Here is a 15,589-nt window from a genome sequence, read left to right as displayed (position 1 = left end):
CGCGCGGCGGCCGGTGACGCCGGTTAGCGCTCCGCCGGCGGGACGTTACCCTTGCTTCAGGCCGGCTCATGGACGCCCGGCCCGCTCTACAACACTAAGGCGCTATGAATTATCACCAGTATTACCCGATTGATGTCGTCAACGGTCCGGGCACGCGCTGCACGCTGTTCGTCTCGGGCTGCGTGCATCAGTGCCCTGGCTGCTATAACAAAAGCACCTGGCGACTCAATTCCGGCCAGCCGTTTACTCCGGCGCTGGAAGACCGCATCATCGCCGACCTGCAGGATACCCGCATTCCGCGCCAGGGGCTGACGCTGTCCGGCGGCGACCCGCTGCATCCGCAAAACGTGCCAGATATCCTGCGGCTGGCGCAGCGGGTGCGCGCCGAATGTCCGGGCAAGGATATCTGGCTGTGGACCGGCTACATTATCGACGAACTTAGCCCGCGGCAGCGCGAGGTCGTCGATCTGATCAACGTACTGGTGGACGGCAAATTCGTCGAGGCGCTCAAAGATCCGGCATTAATCTGGCGCGGCAGCAGCAACCAGGTCATCCACCATCTGCGTTGACAGGCGCTTGAGTTGCGCGAGCGGATATCTCGCGAAACCAGCGCGGCGCGGCCAAACCAGCCAGCGCCAGCCCCCGGCGCCGGGCGTTTAACCGGCCGCCAGTTGACGCAGCCGATCCGCCTCCAGCACCTGTACGGCCGGTAAGTTGCGGCTAAACGCCTGGCTTAACAGCGCGTGCGCCACATCTTCCCCGTCGATCGCCCGCCATTTGCCGGGCAAATGTCTGAACAAACAAGCCGACCCGCTTTCCATCGGCCGCGGCGTTCGGCGCACACCCAACAGAAGCGAGGGACGCGCCAGCGTCAGATGCGGCCATGCCTGAGCGCGCAGAGCCTGTTCCATCTCGCCTTTTACCCGAGAATAGAAAAAGAGCGAGCGCGGACTGGCGCCCAGCGCGCTGACCACCAGCAAATGCTGCGCGCCGAGACGCCTCGCCGCCAGCGCGCTTTCCACCACCAGCGTATAGTCGACATGGCGAAACGCCTGCCGACTGCCGGCGGCTTTGCGGGTAGTGCCCAGACAGCAGAACACGATATCAAGCGGTTCGCTCAGCATCGCCAGCGCCACCGCCAGGTCCGGATGCTGCGGATTACTCAGCTTTGCCGCCGGCGCCAGCGGCGAACGGGTGGGCGCATATAGCGCACTGACGCGCGCATCGGCCAGCAGCAGCGAGAGCAGTTCGCCGCCGATCAGCCCGCTCGCGCCCAGCAACAGTACTTTACTCATGAGTATTCCCCTTACTCTCCGGCTCGCGCCGCCAGAGCAATTTCTTGCCGAAGCCCAGCGTATTGTCGGTCATTTTCAGCTCATCCAGCCGAAGCCGCCAAACCGGCGTCTTCGCCGCGCGCGCGACCGGGAAACGCGCGCAATAACGCGTTCGGGCCGCCTGCGCTTCCGCCTCCGGCATTAAGGTTATCGCACCGCCGTACTGCACGCCTTTAATCCGCAAAACGCTTTTCGGCTGACCGTTGACGGTTCCCGCCACCCGCTGGTTTTGCGCCATCAACGCGCCGTGGCGGGTATGCGGTTCGCTCATCAGATAAAACGCCACCTGCTGCTCGTCGTACACATAGAAGCAGTTGGCGCACCACAGATCGGCCTGTGTCGCGCAACACAGCGTCAGTACGTGCTGTTTCTTCAGGTAGGCCGAGATGGCGTACAGCGCCTGTTCATTATCCACACCCTCTTCTCCCGTGAGAAACGGCATGCCCGACCCTGCCGTTATCGTGTTTCACCGTCCGTTCGCGCCGCCTGCCACAGTTGCTGCGCCATCTGCCGGGCGGCAGCGAAAGCCGCTTCATCCGGGCCCTGCGTCTGACTGGCGACGATCGTCCCTTCGCCGATCAGAAACAGAGAACGAGCCAGCGCTGGCGGCTGGGCCACGCCAGCGTCCGCGCACCACTGGCTTAATTGAGCAAGCACCGCGTGTTTATGATCCGCCGCCTGCCGATGGATCGCGTTCGTTTGTTGCCCGTACTCCGCCGTCGCGTTAATAAACGCGCAGCCGTGGAAATCGCGTTCCTGCGCCCAGGAGATAATAAATTCAATGTATTCCAGCGGACGGCGCCCGGTCTGGCGCGCCTCCACAAAGGCGCGCATCTGTTGCATAAACTGGCGGTGGCGCAGCGCCAGCGCCGCGCCAATCAACTCATCTTTACCGGCAAAATAGCGGTAGAGCGTTTTCTTCGTCACCCCCGCCTGCTGACTCAGCAAATCCACCCCTGTGGCGTGGAATCCCTGTTCATAAAACAACGCCAGCGCCGCGGACACAATCTTTTCCGTCATATTCTCTTTGTTCATCAAAGTATACCGATCGGTTTACACAGGGAAACAGATCGGTATACTAACACACATCCCCCATCACCAGGAGCACCCATTATGTTCAGATCGCGTTATCTTCAGTCTGCGGCGCCGTCCGCACCGACGCCGCGCTTTATCGCCCTTTCCTTTTTAGGCACCGTGGCGGCAATCGGCCTGACCGGCTGGCTCAGCCACATCTCCGGCGCGCCCTGGCTAATGGCGCCCTTCGGCGCCAGCTGCGTGCTGGCTTTCGGCCTGCCGGACTCGCCGCTGGCGCAGCCGCGCGCCATTATCGGCGGTCACCTGATCGCCACCGCGGTCGGGCTGCTTGCCGGCGCGCTGTTCGGCGATAGCTGGCTGGTCTGCGCGCTGGCAACCGGTCTGGCGTTAGCCGCCATGCAGCTTGCCCGTTGCGTGCACGCTCCGGCCGGCGCCGACCCGCTGGTCGTCATCGTCGCGCACTCATCCGTCAGCTTTCTCGTTTCGCCGGTTCTGCTCGGTTCGCTGGTAGTGGTTCTGCTGGCCTGGGGCATCAATAACCTGCAGCGCCGGGGCAGCTATCCGCGCTACTGGTGGTGAGGGGGATACGAAACATCGCGCAGGCCGCCGAAGCCGCCCCGGCTGAAGCGAAGGACGACTCACGCAGCGGTGAGTCGCCCGGCACCGTATTATTGGCGCGCCCCATGCGCGGCGGCATCGTTATTACACGGCGCAAACAGCGCATCTCTCGCCGCCGTCCGCCCATCTTTCTCGTCGTCCTTTTTACCGCCGGCCGCCGATATATTCGGCTGCAGCCGCGCCAAAAAGTATAACAATACGCTGCTCGCCGGCGATAAATCTCCTATCGTCACTGGCTAAACAAAAAATCACGTTTGGATTACTTTTGCGCGTTCGCAATGGAGAAGACGGGGGGGCCGGGCAAGACATAAAAATGGCGTAATGACTACAACGGAGGACTTTTTTTGCGGCATAACGCAGACATATTAAGCGAATGGGTTGCACTGCTAAACCGTTTCTTCTATTTTAGCAGGATCTTTTCACTCCATCTGAAATTAAGAGTCGGTTATGGCAAATCGTGTTTGGGTTATGGGCGATGCGGTTGTTGACCTTATCCCTGAAGGTTCAATGTGTTATCTCAAATGTCCAGGCGGCGCACCCGCGAATGTGGCGGTCGGCGTCGCCCGTCTGGGCGGAAACAGCGGATTTATCGGTCGCGTAGGCACCGATGATTTCGGCAATTTTCTGCAGGACGTCCTGCGCCTTGAGCAGGTGAATGTTGAACACATGGTTGCCGATAAGCAACACCGGACCTCGACCGTACTGGTTAGCCTGGACGACGAAGGTGAACGTACCTTTACCTTTATGGTTAAACCCAGCGCCGATTTGTTCCTGCAGCCGGAAGACCTTCCGACCTTTAGCCGCGGCGAATGGCTGCATCTGTGCTCTATCGCGCTGTCCCAGGAACCGTCGCGCAGCACCGCGCTGCTGGCGATGCAACAGATTAAAGCGGCTCATGGTTGGGTCAGTTTCGATCCCAATATCCGCGAAGATCTGTGGGACAGCCCGCAGCAGTTGAGAGAGTGTCTCGACCAGGCGCTGATGCAGGCCGATGTTGTAAAACTGTCGCGCGAAGAGCTGTCGTTCCTCACCGCGACGGATACGCCGGAAGAAGGGATTGAGCTGTTTATGCAGCGTTATCCGGTCAAACTGCTGCTGGTCACTCTGGGCGCGGAAGGCGTCTGGCTGCACGACCGCCGTCAGCTACAACACTTCCCGTCCATCCGCGTCTCGCCGGTGGACACCACAGGCGCCGGCGACGCCTTCGTGGCCGGTCTGCTGGCCGGTCTGTCCCGCTATGACGATCTGGCCCAGCATACCAGCTGGTCGGCGATTATCGATCAGGCTCAACACTGCGGCGCGCTGGCCACCACGGCCAAAGGCGCCATGACGGCGCTGCCCTTTGCGCGTCAATTGCAGAGCGCGGGTCCGGTGTCTTCTGGCGATACCGTTCGCCAGTAATAGCCCGATAACCGCCTGTTTTGCAAACAGGATCACAGATACTGAATCGGGTTAGCAAAATAGCTTGCTAACCCATGGCATTCACCCTTAACCTCGCCAGAAAAATCGGTTTAGCTATTTAGCAAAAAAGTAACAACCATACTTCTGACGAGAATAAGACGATGATGAAACTTAGCTATCTTGCCGTAACAATAGGACTTGTGCTCTCCGGCTCCGCAATGGCGGCGACGACCACAGACAGCCTCGAAGCGCGTCTGAACGCGATGGAAAAACGCCTGCAGCAGGCCGAGCAACGCGCGGCGCAGGCGGAGGCGCGTGCCGACGCCGCAGAGAAACAGACGCAACAGTTGGCCGCACGCACCACGCAGACGGAACAAAAAACGCAGGAAGTGGCTAAACGCACCAGCGACCTGGCCAGCCAGGACAAAGTGGCGAACGGCTTCGAATTCCACGGCTACGCCCGTTCCGGCCTGTCGACCAACGGTTCGCCGCGAGGTTCCCTGGCCGATATCGGCCCCGGGATGACGCCGGCGGGCAGCACCGGCGGGCACGTCGGTCGTCTGGGCAATGAAGACGATACCTACGTCGAAATGAAGCTGGAGCACAAACAGAAGCTGGATAACGGCGCCACCACCCGCTTCAAAGTGATGATGGCCGACGGGCAGCGCAGCTATAACGACTGGACCGCCGACAGCAGCGATCTGAACGTACGCGAAGTCTTTGCCGAACTGGGTTCGCTGCCGAGCTTCACCGGCCCGCTGAAAGACACCACCATCTGGGCCGGTAAGCGTTTCGACCGCGATAACTTCGACATTCACTGGATCGATTCCGACGTCGTGTTCCTCGCCGGCACCGGCGGCGGTATCTACGACGTGAAATGGTCGGATAACTTCAAGAGCAACTTCTCGCTGTACGGCCGCAGTCTGGGCGACATTACAGAGTTGGGCGACGATCAGATACAGAACTACGTTCTGACCGCCAACAACTTCGTCGGTCCCTTCCAGTTCATGCTGAGCGGGCTGAGCGCCAAAGACAACGACGCCCGTCAGAATGAAGGCCGCAACAGCGCGAGCAACGTGACCAATACCAACGCGGGCGATACCGGCTTCCACGCCATGGCCGCCTGGCACGGCGACAGCTTCTACGGCCTGCGCGACGGCACGTCCAAAACCGCGTTGCTCTACGGGCACGGTCTTGGCGCGGAAGTGAAAAGCATCGGCTCCGACGGTAATCTGACCGACGACGCCAGCACCTGGCGTCTGGCGACCTACGGCACTACATCGCTTAACGATAGCTGGAGCTTCGCGCCGTCAATCCTGGCGCAGAGCAGTAAAGATCGGTATGTCAAAGGAGACCGCTACGACTGGATCACCTTTAACGCCCGTTTCATTCAGGAAATTACCGAAAACTTCGCTTTGGCCTACGAAGGCAGCTACCAGTATATGGATCTCGATCCGCGCGGTTACGCCTATACCGTTAATGGTCAGACCCGCAACCTTAATCACGTAAGCGGTGGATTCTATAAGCTGACATTCGCACCGACGTTTAAAGTGGGCGATATCGCCAACTTCTTTAGCCGTCCCGAAGTGCGCGTGTTCGCCACCTGGATGGACTGGGACAAACGTCTGGATAACTACGCCACCAATGATGCCTTCGGCGCCAGCGGCTTTACCGCCGGCGGCGAATGGAACTTCGGCGTACAGATGGAAACCTGGTTCTGATTTTGAGCATGTGCTGCGCCGGCGCCCGCTGCGGGTGTCCGGCACAGCGATATCTGACAGTCTTCAGGCTGCAGGCAGGCGGCAACTGATCGAATCCCCCGGACGCCGGTCGAACCCGCCGGCCGCGGAAACGCGGCTTGCGGCGACTGCGCAACCGCAGGGGCAAAGTCCATGGATGGACCGGGTCGATCATCTGGCAACCAACACGCCTGTAGCCTGAAAGATGAAAAGGATATGTGCGTACCTGATTTATCACATAGAGGAATACCATGGACATTAACGCCACAGCAAACGCGTTACTTCCCCTTCTGGGAGGAAAGGAAAATATCGCCAGCGCGGCACACTGCGCTACCCGTCTGCGACTGGTGCTAACCGACGATAGCCTGGCCGACAAGGCCGCTATCGAAAAACTGGACGGCGTGAAAGGCTGCTTTAATAACGCCGGCCAGGTGCAGATTATTTTCGGCACCGGGTTGGTTAATAAAGTGCATGCCGCCTTTATCCGCGCGGCAGGCATCAACGAATCCAGCAAATCGGAAGCGGCCAATATCGCGGCCAAAAAGCTGAATCCGCTGCAGCGACTGGCGCGTCTGCTCTCCAATATTTTCGTGCCGATTATTCCCGCTATCGTGGCGTCAGGTTTGCTGATGGGCCTGCTGGGCATGGTCAAAACCTACGGCTGGGTCGATGCCGGCAGCGCGCTGTTCATCATGCTGGATATGTTCAGCTCCGCCGCGTTTATTATTCTGCCTATCCTGATCGGCTTTACCTCCGCGCGTGAATTCGGCGGTAATCCCTATCTCGGCGCCACGCTCGGCGGCATCCTGACTCACCCGGCGTTAACCAATGCCTGGGGCGTCGCCGGCGGTTTCCAGACCATGGATTTCTTTGGCATGAATGTGGCGATGATTGGCTATCAGGGCACCGTGTTCCCGGTATTGCTGGCCGTCTGGTTCATGAGCCTGCTGGAAAAGAATCTGCGTAAAGTCGTTCCCAATTCGCTGGACCTGATCCTGACGCCGTTCCTGACGGTTATTATCTCCGGCTTTGTCGCTCTGCTGTTCATCGGCCCGGCGGGACGTTTCCTCGGCGACGGCATCTCTTTAGTTCTGAGCACGCTGATCACCCACGCCGGCTGGCTGGCGGGTCTGCTGTTCGGCGGTCTTTACTCCGTAATCGTCATCACCGGTATCCATCACAGCTTCCACGCTATTGAGGCGGGCCTGCTGGGCAACCCCAACATCGGCGTTAACTTCCTGCTGCCGATCTGGGCGATGGCCAACATTGCTCAGGGCGGCGCTTGCCTGGCGGTCTACTTCAAAACCCGCGATGTTAAGCTGAAATCGATCGTTATTCCTTCTTCCTTCTCCTGCCTGCTGGGCATCACGGAAGCGGCGATCTTCGGGATTAACCTGCGCTTTATGAAACCGTTTATCGCGGCGCTGATCGGCGGCGCGCTGGGCGGCGCCTGGGTGGTTGCCAACCATGTCGCGATGACGGCCGTTGGGCTGACCGGCGTTCCCGGTATGGCTATCGCCGTGCAAGGTACGCTGCTTAACTATATTATCGGTATGGTAATCGCCTTTTTCGGCGCCTTTATTATCTCCTTCCTGCTGAAATATAAAACGGACGGTGAATAAACCATTATGACGGAAATCCACTTATTAAAACGTATGGCACACGCCCTGATGTCAGGCCAGAATCGTGCCGCAAAAGACGACTATCGTCCTCACTGGCACCTGGCGCCCAACGTCGGGTTGATGAACGATCCTAACGGTTTTATTCATCATCAGGGGCGTTACCATCTGTTCTATCAGTGGAATCCGTTCGCCTGTGCCCACGGAGCGAAGTTCTGGGGGCACTGGAGTTCCGCCGATCTGCTGCACTGGCGGCATGAGCCCGTCGCGCTGGTACCGGCCGAAAGCTATGAAACGCATGGCTGCTACTCTGGTTCGGCGGTGGATGACAACGGCGTCATCACGCTGATCTACACCGGCAACGTAAAATACGACGACGGTTCGCGTACGGCGAATCAGTGCCTGGCGCGCGCCAACGACGACGGCGAATATGAAAAACTCGGCCCGGTTCTGACGCTGCCGGCAGGCTATACCGGCCACGTGCGTGACCCGAAAGTGTGGCGTCACGACGGTAACTGGTACATGGTGCTGGCCGCGCAGGATCTGGAGAAGCAGGGCAAAGTCCTGCTGTATCGCTCCGCCGATCTCCGCCAGTGGCATCAGGTTGGAGAAATCGCCGGCTCGCGTTTGGGCGGCCTTGGCGATTTCGGCTATATGTGGGAATGTCCGGACCTGTTTGGTCTGGACGACAAGGATGTCCTCATTTGTTGTCCGCAGGGACTGGCTGCCGAGGGAGAACGTTATCTCAACACCTTCCAGGCCGGCTATTTCCTCGGCACGCTTAATTATCAGACCGGATGCTATCAGCATCAGGACTTTAACGAACTGGATCTCGGCTTTGAATTCTATGCGCCGCAGACTACGCAGAGCGAAGACGGCCGGCGTTTACTGTACGGCTGGATGGGTATTCCGGATCAGGATGAACTGCTGCAGCCGACCGTCGCCAACGGCTGGATTCATACCATGACCTGCCCGCGCGAACTGTCGCTGCAGGACGGCCTGCTGTATCAGCGCCCGGCGCGCGAACTGCAGCAGTTGCGGCAGAACGCCAGCGAGTGGCGGGGAGCGGCCGCGGATGCGCCGCGCCTGGCCGTCGGCAGCGCCGAGCTGCAAATTGCGCCGCAGGGTGCGTTCAATATCACGTTCGCCGATGCGCTGACGCTGGACTGGGACGGCGAACGGCTGACGCTCAGCCGCCGTAACCTGCGCACCGGCGAGGCGGAGCATCGCTACTGGCGCGGCGCGCTGCAGCAGTTGCAAATCTTGTGCGACAGCTCCAGCATTGAGGTCTTCATCAATGACGGCCAGGCGGTCATGTCCTCGCGCTACTTCCCGTCCGGCGAGCCGGTCGCCGTCCTGAGCGGCGTCGGACAACTCATGCTGCGGCACTGGTTGTTAGACGCATGCGTGATAGAATGACGTCCCCTTTCCTGACTACACAGACGTCGCGGTGAAACAAAGCAAGCGCATTACCATTACTGATATTGCAAAAATGGCTGGCGTGTCGAAATCCACCGCCAGTCTGGTGCTTAACGGTCGCAGCAAAGAGTTTCGCGTGTCCGACGAAACCCGCGACCGTATCCTCGCGCTGGCCCAGCAACAGCGATATCAGCCCAGCATTCATGCCCGCTCACTACGCTCGTCCCGTAGCCACACGGTGGGTCTGGTCGTGCCGGAAATGACCAACTATGGCTTCGCCGTGATTTCCCGCGAGCTGGAAACCCTGTGCCGCGAGGTCGGGCTCCAATTGTTGATCGCCTGTACCGATGAAAACCCCAGTCAGGAAATGATGGCGGTCAACAGCCTGATCCAGCGCCAGGTCGATGGCCTGATCGTAGCGTCCAGCATGTTGACCGATGTGGAATACCGCAAGATTAACCAGCAATTGCCGGTGGTGCAGTTCGACCGCATTATCGGCGACTCCCCGCTGCCGCTGGTGGTGACCGAATCGATCGAATCCACCGCCACGCTGGTGGAAAAGGTGGCGCGTCAGCACGGCGATGAATTTTATTTCATCGGCGGCCAGGCGCGCATCTCTCCGACGCGCGACCGGCTGGCGGGTTTCCAGCTGGGTCTGGAGCGAGCCGGCATCGAGTGCCGCCCGGACTGGATCATCCACGGCAATTATCACTACAGCGCGGGCTATGAAATGTTCGCCCAGCTGTGCGCGCGTCTTGGCCGGCCGCCCAAAGCGCTGTTTACCGCCGCCTGCGGCCTGCTGGAAGGGGTACTGCGCTACCTGAGCCAGCACAACCTGATGAACAGCGATCTACGGCTGTGCAGCTTCGACGATCACTACCTGTTTGATTGCCTGCCGCTGAAAATCGACACCGTCGCCCAGGACAGCGAAGGGCTGGCGCGCAGTAGTTTTGAGATGATTACCACATTGATTGAAGAGCGCACACTGGCGCAGGATAAGCTGTATCTGCCCACCTATATTCACTGGCGCCATCCTGACTCACGGGCGTGAGTCAGGATGAGACGCGCGGCGGTTAGTGCGCCGCCGCTTTTTCCACGCCAACCAGACCCACCTTGAGATAGCCGGCCCGGCGCAGCGTATCCATAACCTGCATCACGGTTTCGTAGTCCACGCTCTTATCCGCCTGGAAGAAGATGGTGGTCTCTTTATTGCTGCTGGTCTGCTCGTCCAGCGCCTGCACCAGCACCGGTTCGCTGACCATCTGCTCGCCGACATACAGCTGCCCGTCCGCCTTAACCGTCAGAAATACCGGTTTCTCCGGCCGCGGCTGCGGAGTCGATGAGGCCGCCGGTAAGTCAACGCGGATATCTACCGTCGCCAGCGGCGCCGCAACCATAAAGATGATCAGCAGCACCAGCATGACGTCGATAAACGGCGTCACGTTGATATCGTGCATTTCGCCGTCATCGTTCACATCGTCATTCAAATGCATGGCCATAGCTTATCCCACCCGCAGTTTTTGCGCGCCAGACGTACTTCTGTTTTCTTCACTGGCCGCCACGTCGAGGTCGCGGCTCTGCAGCAACAGAATCTGCGCGGCGACATCGCTGACGATCGCTTTATAACCGGCGATCTGGCGGGCGAACAGGTTATAGATCACCACTGCGGGAATCGCCGCCACCAGGCCAATCGCGGTCGCCAGCAGCGCTTCGGCGATACCCGGCGCCACCACGGCCAGATTGGTCGTTTGCGTCTGCGCGATGCCGATAAAGCTGTTCATGATGCCCCAGACGGTGCCGAACAACCCGACAAACGGCGCCACCGCGCCGATAGTGGCCAGATAGCCGTTGCCGTTGCTCATTTTACGCCCGGTCGCCGCCACGCGACGCTCAAGGCGGAAGGCCGTACGTTCTTTAATGCCGTTGTTGTCGTCGGAGCGGGAAGAGAGTTCAAGCTCGTCGCGTGCATCCTGCAGCAGGCGAGCGCTGACGCTGTTGCCTTTAAACGTCGCCGCCGTATCCGCGGCCTCATCCAGGTTTTTAACCTGCTCCAGCTCCTGATATTCACGGCGCAAACGGCGTCTGGCGCTCAGCAGATTGACGCTCTTGCTGAAGAACAGAGCCCATGTCACCACGGAAGCCAGCAGCAGGCCGATCATTACCGTTTTGACCACCACATCCGCGTGCTGATACATGCCCCAGACGGAGAGATCGACGCGCATCAAATCTTTCGCCTGCGGACCCGCGCTCTGCGGCAGGGTGAGCGGAGAAAGCGGCGCGCCCGCCTGCTCCGGTCCGGCGGCGAGAGGCGTCGGCGCGGGCTCACCCGGCGCGGCGGGTTGTTGTCCGACGGGTGCGGCCGGCGCCGTCTGCACAGCCGGCTCGCCGGCGCCTGCACTCGCCGGCGGCACCGATGCGGGTGCGGCAACGGCGGCGGTGCTGAGTCCGGTTACCAGCACCAGCGCAGCCAGCGGACTGATAAATAACGGGCGCAAGCCACCCACATGTTTAAACCAGGCAGGCGATACCTGCTGAATACGTTTATTGACAGCCGCTCTCACGCTGTGCCTCCACCATAAATGAACACTATTGATGCATATCCCCGTCATCTTTCAGGTTGCCGGCGCGCTGACCTGTCGACATGCTCCGCCCTTCCCCGAGCTGCCCCCGCGGGGCCACGCCAGGCAGCGTTCAGGCTGCTCCCGCCGGCGTCATCGCCCCGGCCAGCTCGACCTCTAGACGCGCGCAATTCCCGCCGTGGCCGTCTTACCGCCCCCTGAAATAGATTGGGCATAAATCAGCCTGAAATAATATCAAACCCTGAGCGAATTGATAGTGGTTATCATTATTATTTGTTCACTAATAATAAACCGCAATCCGCTCGCTCCGCCGTGCTCTGGCCCTATACCGGCCCGGACCGGCGGGCATATTCGCTACCCTACCCTGACAAATAACGCCGCCACCATGTCATCGATCATAGTTAAGGGCATAATTGCGCCAGATCACACAATCACCCCCGCGTTCAGGTTAAAAAATCGCCGCGCGGCTTTATATTCGCCTGCGCAAAAGCCATCCCCAGCCGCGGCACATCGTGGTACCGTATAACCCACGGTATTCAGAGCATAAAGCGGGTCGGCGACGGTCCGAAGATAAAGAGTAAGGTGAGACAGGGTATGACAGCAAAAAAAACGGCGACGGCTTATGTCAGCGCGGGACGGAAAAAACGATACACCCAGGGTTCGGTCAACCCGGTGATCCAGCGAGCCTCTTCCCTGGTATTCGACAGCGTCGAAGAGAAAAAGCGGGCGACGATCGATCGGGCGAAAGGCGCGCTATTTTATGGCCGCCGCGGCACGCTGACCCACTTCGCGTTCCAGGATGCGATGACCGAACTGGAAGGCGGCGCGGGCTGCGCGCTTTACCCTTGCGGCACTGCGGCTATCGCCAATGCGATACTGTCGTTTGTCTCCGCCGGCGACCATATTCTGGTGACGGAAAACGCCTATGAGCCGACTCAGGGCTTCTGTCAGCACGTGCTGAAAAAGATGGGCGTGGCAACCCGTTGGTTCAACCCGTTGGCCGGCGCGGATATCGCTTCGCTTATTCAGCCTAACACTAAGGTCGTGTTTCTCGAGTCGCCCGGCTCCATCACGATGGAAGTACACGATATCCCGGCGATTGTGCAGGCGGTGCGGCGCGTTAACCCGGAAATCGTCATCATGATCGATAATACCTGGGCGGCGGGCGTCCTGTTTAAGGCGCTGGCGTTCGATATCGACATTTCTATTCAGTCCATCACCAAATATATTATCGGCCACTCCGACGGCATGATGGGCAGCGCGGTCGCCAATCAGCGCTGCTGGGACCAGCTGCGCGAGCACTCCTATCTGATGGGCCAAATGGCCGATGCCGATACCGCCTACATGGCCAGCCGCGGTCTGCGTACGCTGGGCGTCCGGCTCAAACAGCATCAGGAAAGCAGTATTCGCATCGCGCGCTGGCTGTCCGCCCGGCCGGAAGTCGAACGGGTCAACCATCCGGCGCTGCCGGAGTGCAAAGGCCATGCGTTCTGGCAACGCGACTTCAGCGGCTGCAGCGGCCTGTTCTCCTTCGTCCTGAAAGAAAAATTGACCAGACCCCAACTGGCCCACTACCTGGATAATTTCGCCCATTTCAGTATGGCCTACTCCTGGGGCGGCTTTGAATCGCTGATTCTGGCCAACCAGCCGGAAGAGCTGGCTGCACTGCGTCCGGCCAGCGGCGTTGACTTTACCGGCACCCTGGTGCGCCTGCATATTGGTCTGGAAGATGTGGACGATCTGCTCGAAGATCTGGAGGCGGGTTTTCAGCGTATCGCGCAAGCGCGATAATCAGCCGGCGCCGCGATTTCTCTGCGCCGACGGCGGCTAAAACGTGTATGATAGGCACAATAATAACGATGAAAAAAACGTAATGCTCGTGCATGGGTTTCCCGCACGGGCGGGCGGCAGGCGAACCTGCGGGATAACGGCCCCAATAAGGTTTTATCCCGCGCGCAAACCCGGCCGTCCGCGCCCGATACCGCCCGGCATTACGGCATGATTGTCTCTTTACCCTGACTTGTCCCGTACCCGCTTACTGCCTCTGCCGGTACCGATTCTTTTGCGGACAATGCACAACAGGAAGCAATATGAGTGTCCTACATGAAATTATTCAGGCGCTGTGGCAACAGGATTTCAGTGCGTTAGCCGACCCTAAAGTCATCTGGGTGATTTACGGTATCTTATTTACCACGCTGTTTCTGGAAAACGGTTTACTTCCCGCCGCTTTTTTACCGGGCGACAGCCTGCTGCTGCTCACCGGCGCGATGATCGCCAAAGGCGTAATGAGTTTTATCCCCACCATGCTATTGCTGACCGTCGCCGCCAGCCTGGGTTGCTGGTTTAGCTATCTGCAGGGACGCTGGCTGGGCAATACGCGTCTGGTCAAGCGCTGGCTGTTGCACCTGCCGGCGCACTATCACCAGCGCGCATGGCATCTGTTTCATCGTCACGGGCTGGTGGCGCTGCTGATAGGCCGCTTCCTCGCCTTTGTCCGCACGCTGATGCCGACCATCGCCGGCATTTCCGGCCTGAACAACACTCGCTTTCAGGTCTTCAACTGGTTGAGCGCTTTCCTGTGGGTGTTCGGCATCGTCACGCTGGGCTATGCGCTGAGCCACATCCCGCTGGTCAAACGTTACGAGGACCAGGTGATGACCGGCCTGATTCTGCTGCCGATCGTCCTGTTGCTCAGCGGACTGATCGGTATGCTCGTTCTGTTGTGGAAGAAAAAACACCCGACGGCCGCCTGCAAATAAGCGCCGGCTATCCCTCCAGTCTATAACGCGTACTGCGCAGCCGGGCGGTCTCATCGCCCGGCGTGGCGCCGAAATAGCGCTTAAACTCCCGGCTAAACTGCGACGGGCTTTCATAGCCGACCCGCACCGCCGCCGCGCTGGCCTTCAGGCCGTCATGCGCCATCATCAGTCGCGCCTTATGCAGCCGGTATGATTTCAGATACTGCAGCGGCGAGGTGCCGGTCACCGCCTTAAAATGATGATGAAAGGCCGACACGCTCATATTCACCTCGCGCGCCAGCGAACCGACGTCCAGATTGACCGCGTACTGGTTTTCGATGCGGCGCAGCGCGCGGGCAATCTGGCTGAAGTGGCTGTGCCGGTTGACCAGCGCCTGCAACGCCCCTCCCCCTTTGTCGCACAGCGCGTAATAAAGAATCTCTCGCACAATCTGCGGACCGAGAACGCGCGCGTCGCGCGGGCTCTCCATCGCGTCCAGCAGGCGAGCGGTGGCGCCGAGCAAACGATCGTTTAACGCCACGCTGTTTACGCCGCATCGTTCGGCTCGCAGTTTGTCTGACGCATCATCATCGCCGATATTGATCAACAGATCCTGCAGCGTCTGAAGATCCAGAGCAATCGACAAACCGACCAGCGGAGACGCCGTGCTGGCGAACGTTTCGCATTCAAAGGGCAGCGATACCGTCATCAGCAGATAGTTGCGCGGGTCGTAGCAGAATACCTTTTCGCCCAGATAGCCGACCTTATGGCCCTGAAAGATGATGACCATGCAGGGGTCATACATCACCGGCCGACGCGGCTGGTGCCAATCGGCATAGAGGATCTTCACCCCGGCGACGGGAGAAGGCGTGACGCAGCTATCCCCGGCAAAGCGCGCCGCCTGACGGGCCATTTGCGTGCGCGGAGCGAGCGATGCATTACTCATCTTTTTCACCACAATAAAAATAAATGACAATAATTTGGCAATAAAATCCCTGTTTTCTACATTTTATTGTAGAAACAGGCAAGACTGCTACAGAAATAAGCATTGAGTTCAGGCTACCTCGCGCCGACAATAATCGGGTAGAAATCTTTCGGCGCGGGAAG

15 protein-coding genes are annotated in these 15,589 nt (G+C 59.4%); 9 read left to right on the top strand and 6 right to left on the bottom strand.

Annotated elements, in window-relative coordinates:
- Positions 1-104 precede the first annotated feature (104 nt).
- Positions 105-569, top strand: a complete 465-nt coding sequence (gene nrdG / locus FJU30_RS13245) for an anaerobic ribonucleoside-triphosphate reductase-activating protein (protein WP_150435449.1) — start codon at positions 105-107, stop codon at positions 567-569.
- Positions 570-656: 87 nt separating this feature from the next.
- Here nrdG and FJU30_RS13240 read toward each other — a convergent pair whose 3' ends face one another.
- Genes FJU30_RS13240 through FJU30_RS13230 form a run of 3 tightly spaced genes read right to left on the bottom strand, consistent with a single transcriptional unit; the run spans position 657 to position 2,369 of the window.
- Positions 657-1,295, bottom strand: coding sequence for an NAD(P)H-binding protein (locus FJU30_RS13240; protein ID WP_150435448.1), 639 nt, complete (start codon positions 1,293-1,295; stop codon positions 657-659).
- Entirely contained in the window at positions 1,288-1,776 is a 489-nt protein-coding gene (locus tag FJU30_RS13235; protein ID WP_150435447.1) for a YhbP family protein, read from the bottom strand. Before FJU30_RS13235 ends, FJU30_RS13240 begins: the two co-directional genes overlap by 8 nt.
- A gap of 14 nt (positions 1,777-1,790) precedes the next feature.
- Entirely contained in the window at positions 1,791-2,369 is a 579-nt protein-coding gene (locus FJU30_RS13230; RefSeq protein ID WP_150435446.1) for a TetR/AcrR family transcriptional regulator, read from the bottom strand.
- Positions 2,370-2,447: 78 nt separating this feature from the next.
- On the opposite strand from FJU30_RS13230, the gene FJU30_RS13225 reads away from it, so the two are divergent.
- From FJU30_RS13225 to FJU30_RS13200, 6 genes are all read left to right on the top strand, one after another.
- Entirely contained in the window at positions 2,448-2,948 is a 501-nt protein-coding gene (locus tag FJU30_RS13225; RefSeq protein ID WP_150435445.1) for an HPP family protein, read from the top strand.
- Positions 2,949-3,434: 486 nt separating this feature from the next.
- Positions 3,435-4,388, top strand: a complete 954-nt coding sequence (locus tag FJU30_RS13220) for an aminoimidazole riboside kinase (RefSeq protein ID WP_150435444.1) — start codon at positions 3,435-3,437, stop codon at positions 4,386-4,388.
- A gap of 164 nt (positions 4,389-4,552) precedes the next feature.
- A complete protein-coding gene (locus FJU30_RS13215; protein WP_150435619.1) occupies positions 4,553-6,109 on the top strand; it encodes a carbohydrate porin in 1,557 nt (518 codons plus the stop codon).
- A gap of 269 nt (positions 6,110-6,378) precedes the next feature.
- Complete coding sequence (locus FJU30_RS13210) at positions 6,379-7,749, top strand: sucrose-specific PTS transporter subunit IIBC (RefSeq protein ID WP_150435443.1); 1,371 nt, start codon at positions 6,379-6,381, stop codon at positions 7,747-7,749.
- Positions 7,750-7,755: 6 nt separating this feature from the next.
- Positions 7,756-9,165: a sucrose-6-phosphate hydrolase gene (locus tag FJU30_RS13205; protein ID WP_150435442.1), complete on the top strand. Its 1,410-nt coding sequence runs from the start codon at positions 7,756-7,758 to the stop codon at positions 9,163-9,165.
- A gap of 31 nt (positions 9,166-9,196) precedes the next feature.
- Entirely contained in the window at positions 9,197-10,216 is a 1,020-nt protein-coding gene (locus FJU30_RS13200) for a substrate-binding domain-containing protein (protein ID WP_150435441.1), read from the top strand.
- 22 nt (positions 10,217-10,238) lie between these two features.
- On the opposite strand, the gene exbD is transcribed toward FJU30_RS13200, so the two are convergent.
- Positions 10,239-10,664 (bottom strand): TonB system transport protein ExbD, encoded by a 426-nt coding sequence (gene exbD, locus FJU30_RS13195; RefSeq protein WP_150435440.1) that lies wholly within the window; start codon positions 10,662-10,664, stop codon positions 10,239-10,241.
- Between the two features lie 3 nt (positions 10,665-10,667).
- Positions 10,668-11,726, bottom strand: coding sequence for a tol-pal system-associated acyl-CoA thioesterase (exbB, locus tag FJU30_RS13190; protein WP_223881577.1), 1,059 nt, complete (start codon positions 11,724-11,726; stop codon positions 10,668-10,670).
- A gap of 612 nt (positions 11,727-12,338) precedes the next feature.
- Here exbB and metC point away from each other — a divergent pair.
- On the top strand, positions 12,339-13,535 hold the full coding sequence (metC, locus tag FJU30_RS13185) for a cystathionine beta-lyase (protein ID WP_150435438.1): 1,197 nt from the start codon (positions 12,339-12,341) through the stop codon (positions 13,533-13,535).
- A 299-nt stretch (positions 13,536-13,834) separates the two neighbouring features.
- Positions 13,835-14,503 carry a DedA family protein gene (locus tag FJU30_RS13180; RefSeq protein ID WP_150435437.1) on the top strand — a complete coding sequence of 223 codons (669 nt, stop codon included), beginning with the start codon at positions 13,835-13,837 and terminating at the stop codon, positions 14,501-14,503.
- A gap of 7 nt (positions 14,504-14,510) precedes the next feature.
- On the opposite strand, the gene FJU30_RS13175 is transcribed toward FJU30_RS13180, so the two are convergent.
- Positions 14,511-15,428: an AraC family transcriptional regulator gene (locus FJU30_RS13175; RefSeq protein WP_150435436.1), complete on the bottom strand. Its 918-nt coding sequence runs from the start codon at positions 15,426-15,428 to the stop codon at positions 14,511-14,513.
- Positions 15,429-15,589: the final 161 nt, after the last annotated feature.

Source organism: Affinibrenneria salicis, assembly GCF_008710095.1.
This window is presented reverse-complemented; position numbering and strand designations above follow the sequence as displayed.

Bases quoted from the DNA above. Each gene is read 5' to 3' on its own strand.
- nrdG (WP_150435449.1), top strand. From the start codon at position 105: ATGAATTATCACCAGTATTACCCGATTGATGTCGTCAACGGTCCGGGC.
- FJU30_RS13240 (WP_150435448.1), bottom strand. From the start codon at position 1,295: ATGAGTAAAGTACTGTTGCTGGGCGCGAGCGGGCTGATCGGCGGCGAA.
- FJU30_RS13235 (WP_150435447.1), bottom strand. From the start codon at position 1,776: ATGCCGTTTCTCACGGGAGAAGAGGGTGTGGATAATGAACAGGCGCTG.
- FJU30_RS13230 (WP_150435446.1), bottom strand. From the start codon at position 2,369: ATGAACAAAGAGAATATGACGGAAAAGATTGTGTCCGCGGCGCTGGCG.
- FJU30_RS13225 (WP_150435445.1), top strand. From the start codon at position 2,448: ATGTTCAGATCGCGTTATCTTCAGTCTGCGGCGCCGTCCGCACCGACG.
- FJU30_RS13220 (WP_150435444.1), top strand. From the start codon at position 3,435: ATGGCAAATCGTGTTTGGGTTATGGGCGATGCGGTTGTTGACCTTATC.
- FJU30_RS13215 (WP_150435619.1), top strand. From the start codon at position 4,553: ATGAAACTTAGCTATCTTGCCGTAACAATAGGACTTGTGCTCTCCGGC.
- FJU30_RS13210 (WP_150435443.1), top strand. From the start codon at position 6,379: ATGGACATTAACGCCACAGCAAACGCGTTACTTCCCCTTCTGGGAGGA.
- FJU30_RS13205 (WP_150435442.1), top strand. From the start codon at position 7,756: ATGACGGAAATCCACTTATTAAAACGTATGGCACACGCCCTGATGTCA.
- exbD (WP_150435440.1), bottom strand. From the start codon at position 10,664: ATGGCCATGCATTTGAATGACGATGTGAACGATGACGGCGAAATGCAC.
- metC (WP_150435438.1), top strand. From the start codon at position 12,339: ATGACAGCAAAAAAAACGGCGACGGCTTATGTCAGCGCGGGACGGAAA.
- FJU30_RS13180 (WP_150435437.1), top strand. From the start codon at position 13,835: ATGAGTGTCCTACATGAAATTATTCAGGCGCTGTGGCAACAGGATTTC.
- FJU30_RS13175 (WP_150435436.1), bottom strand. From the start codon at position 15,428: ATGAGTAATGCATCGCTCGCTCCGCGCACGCAAATGGCCCGTCAGGCG.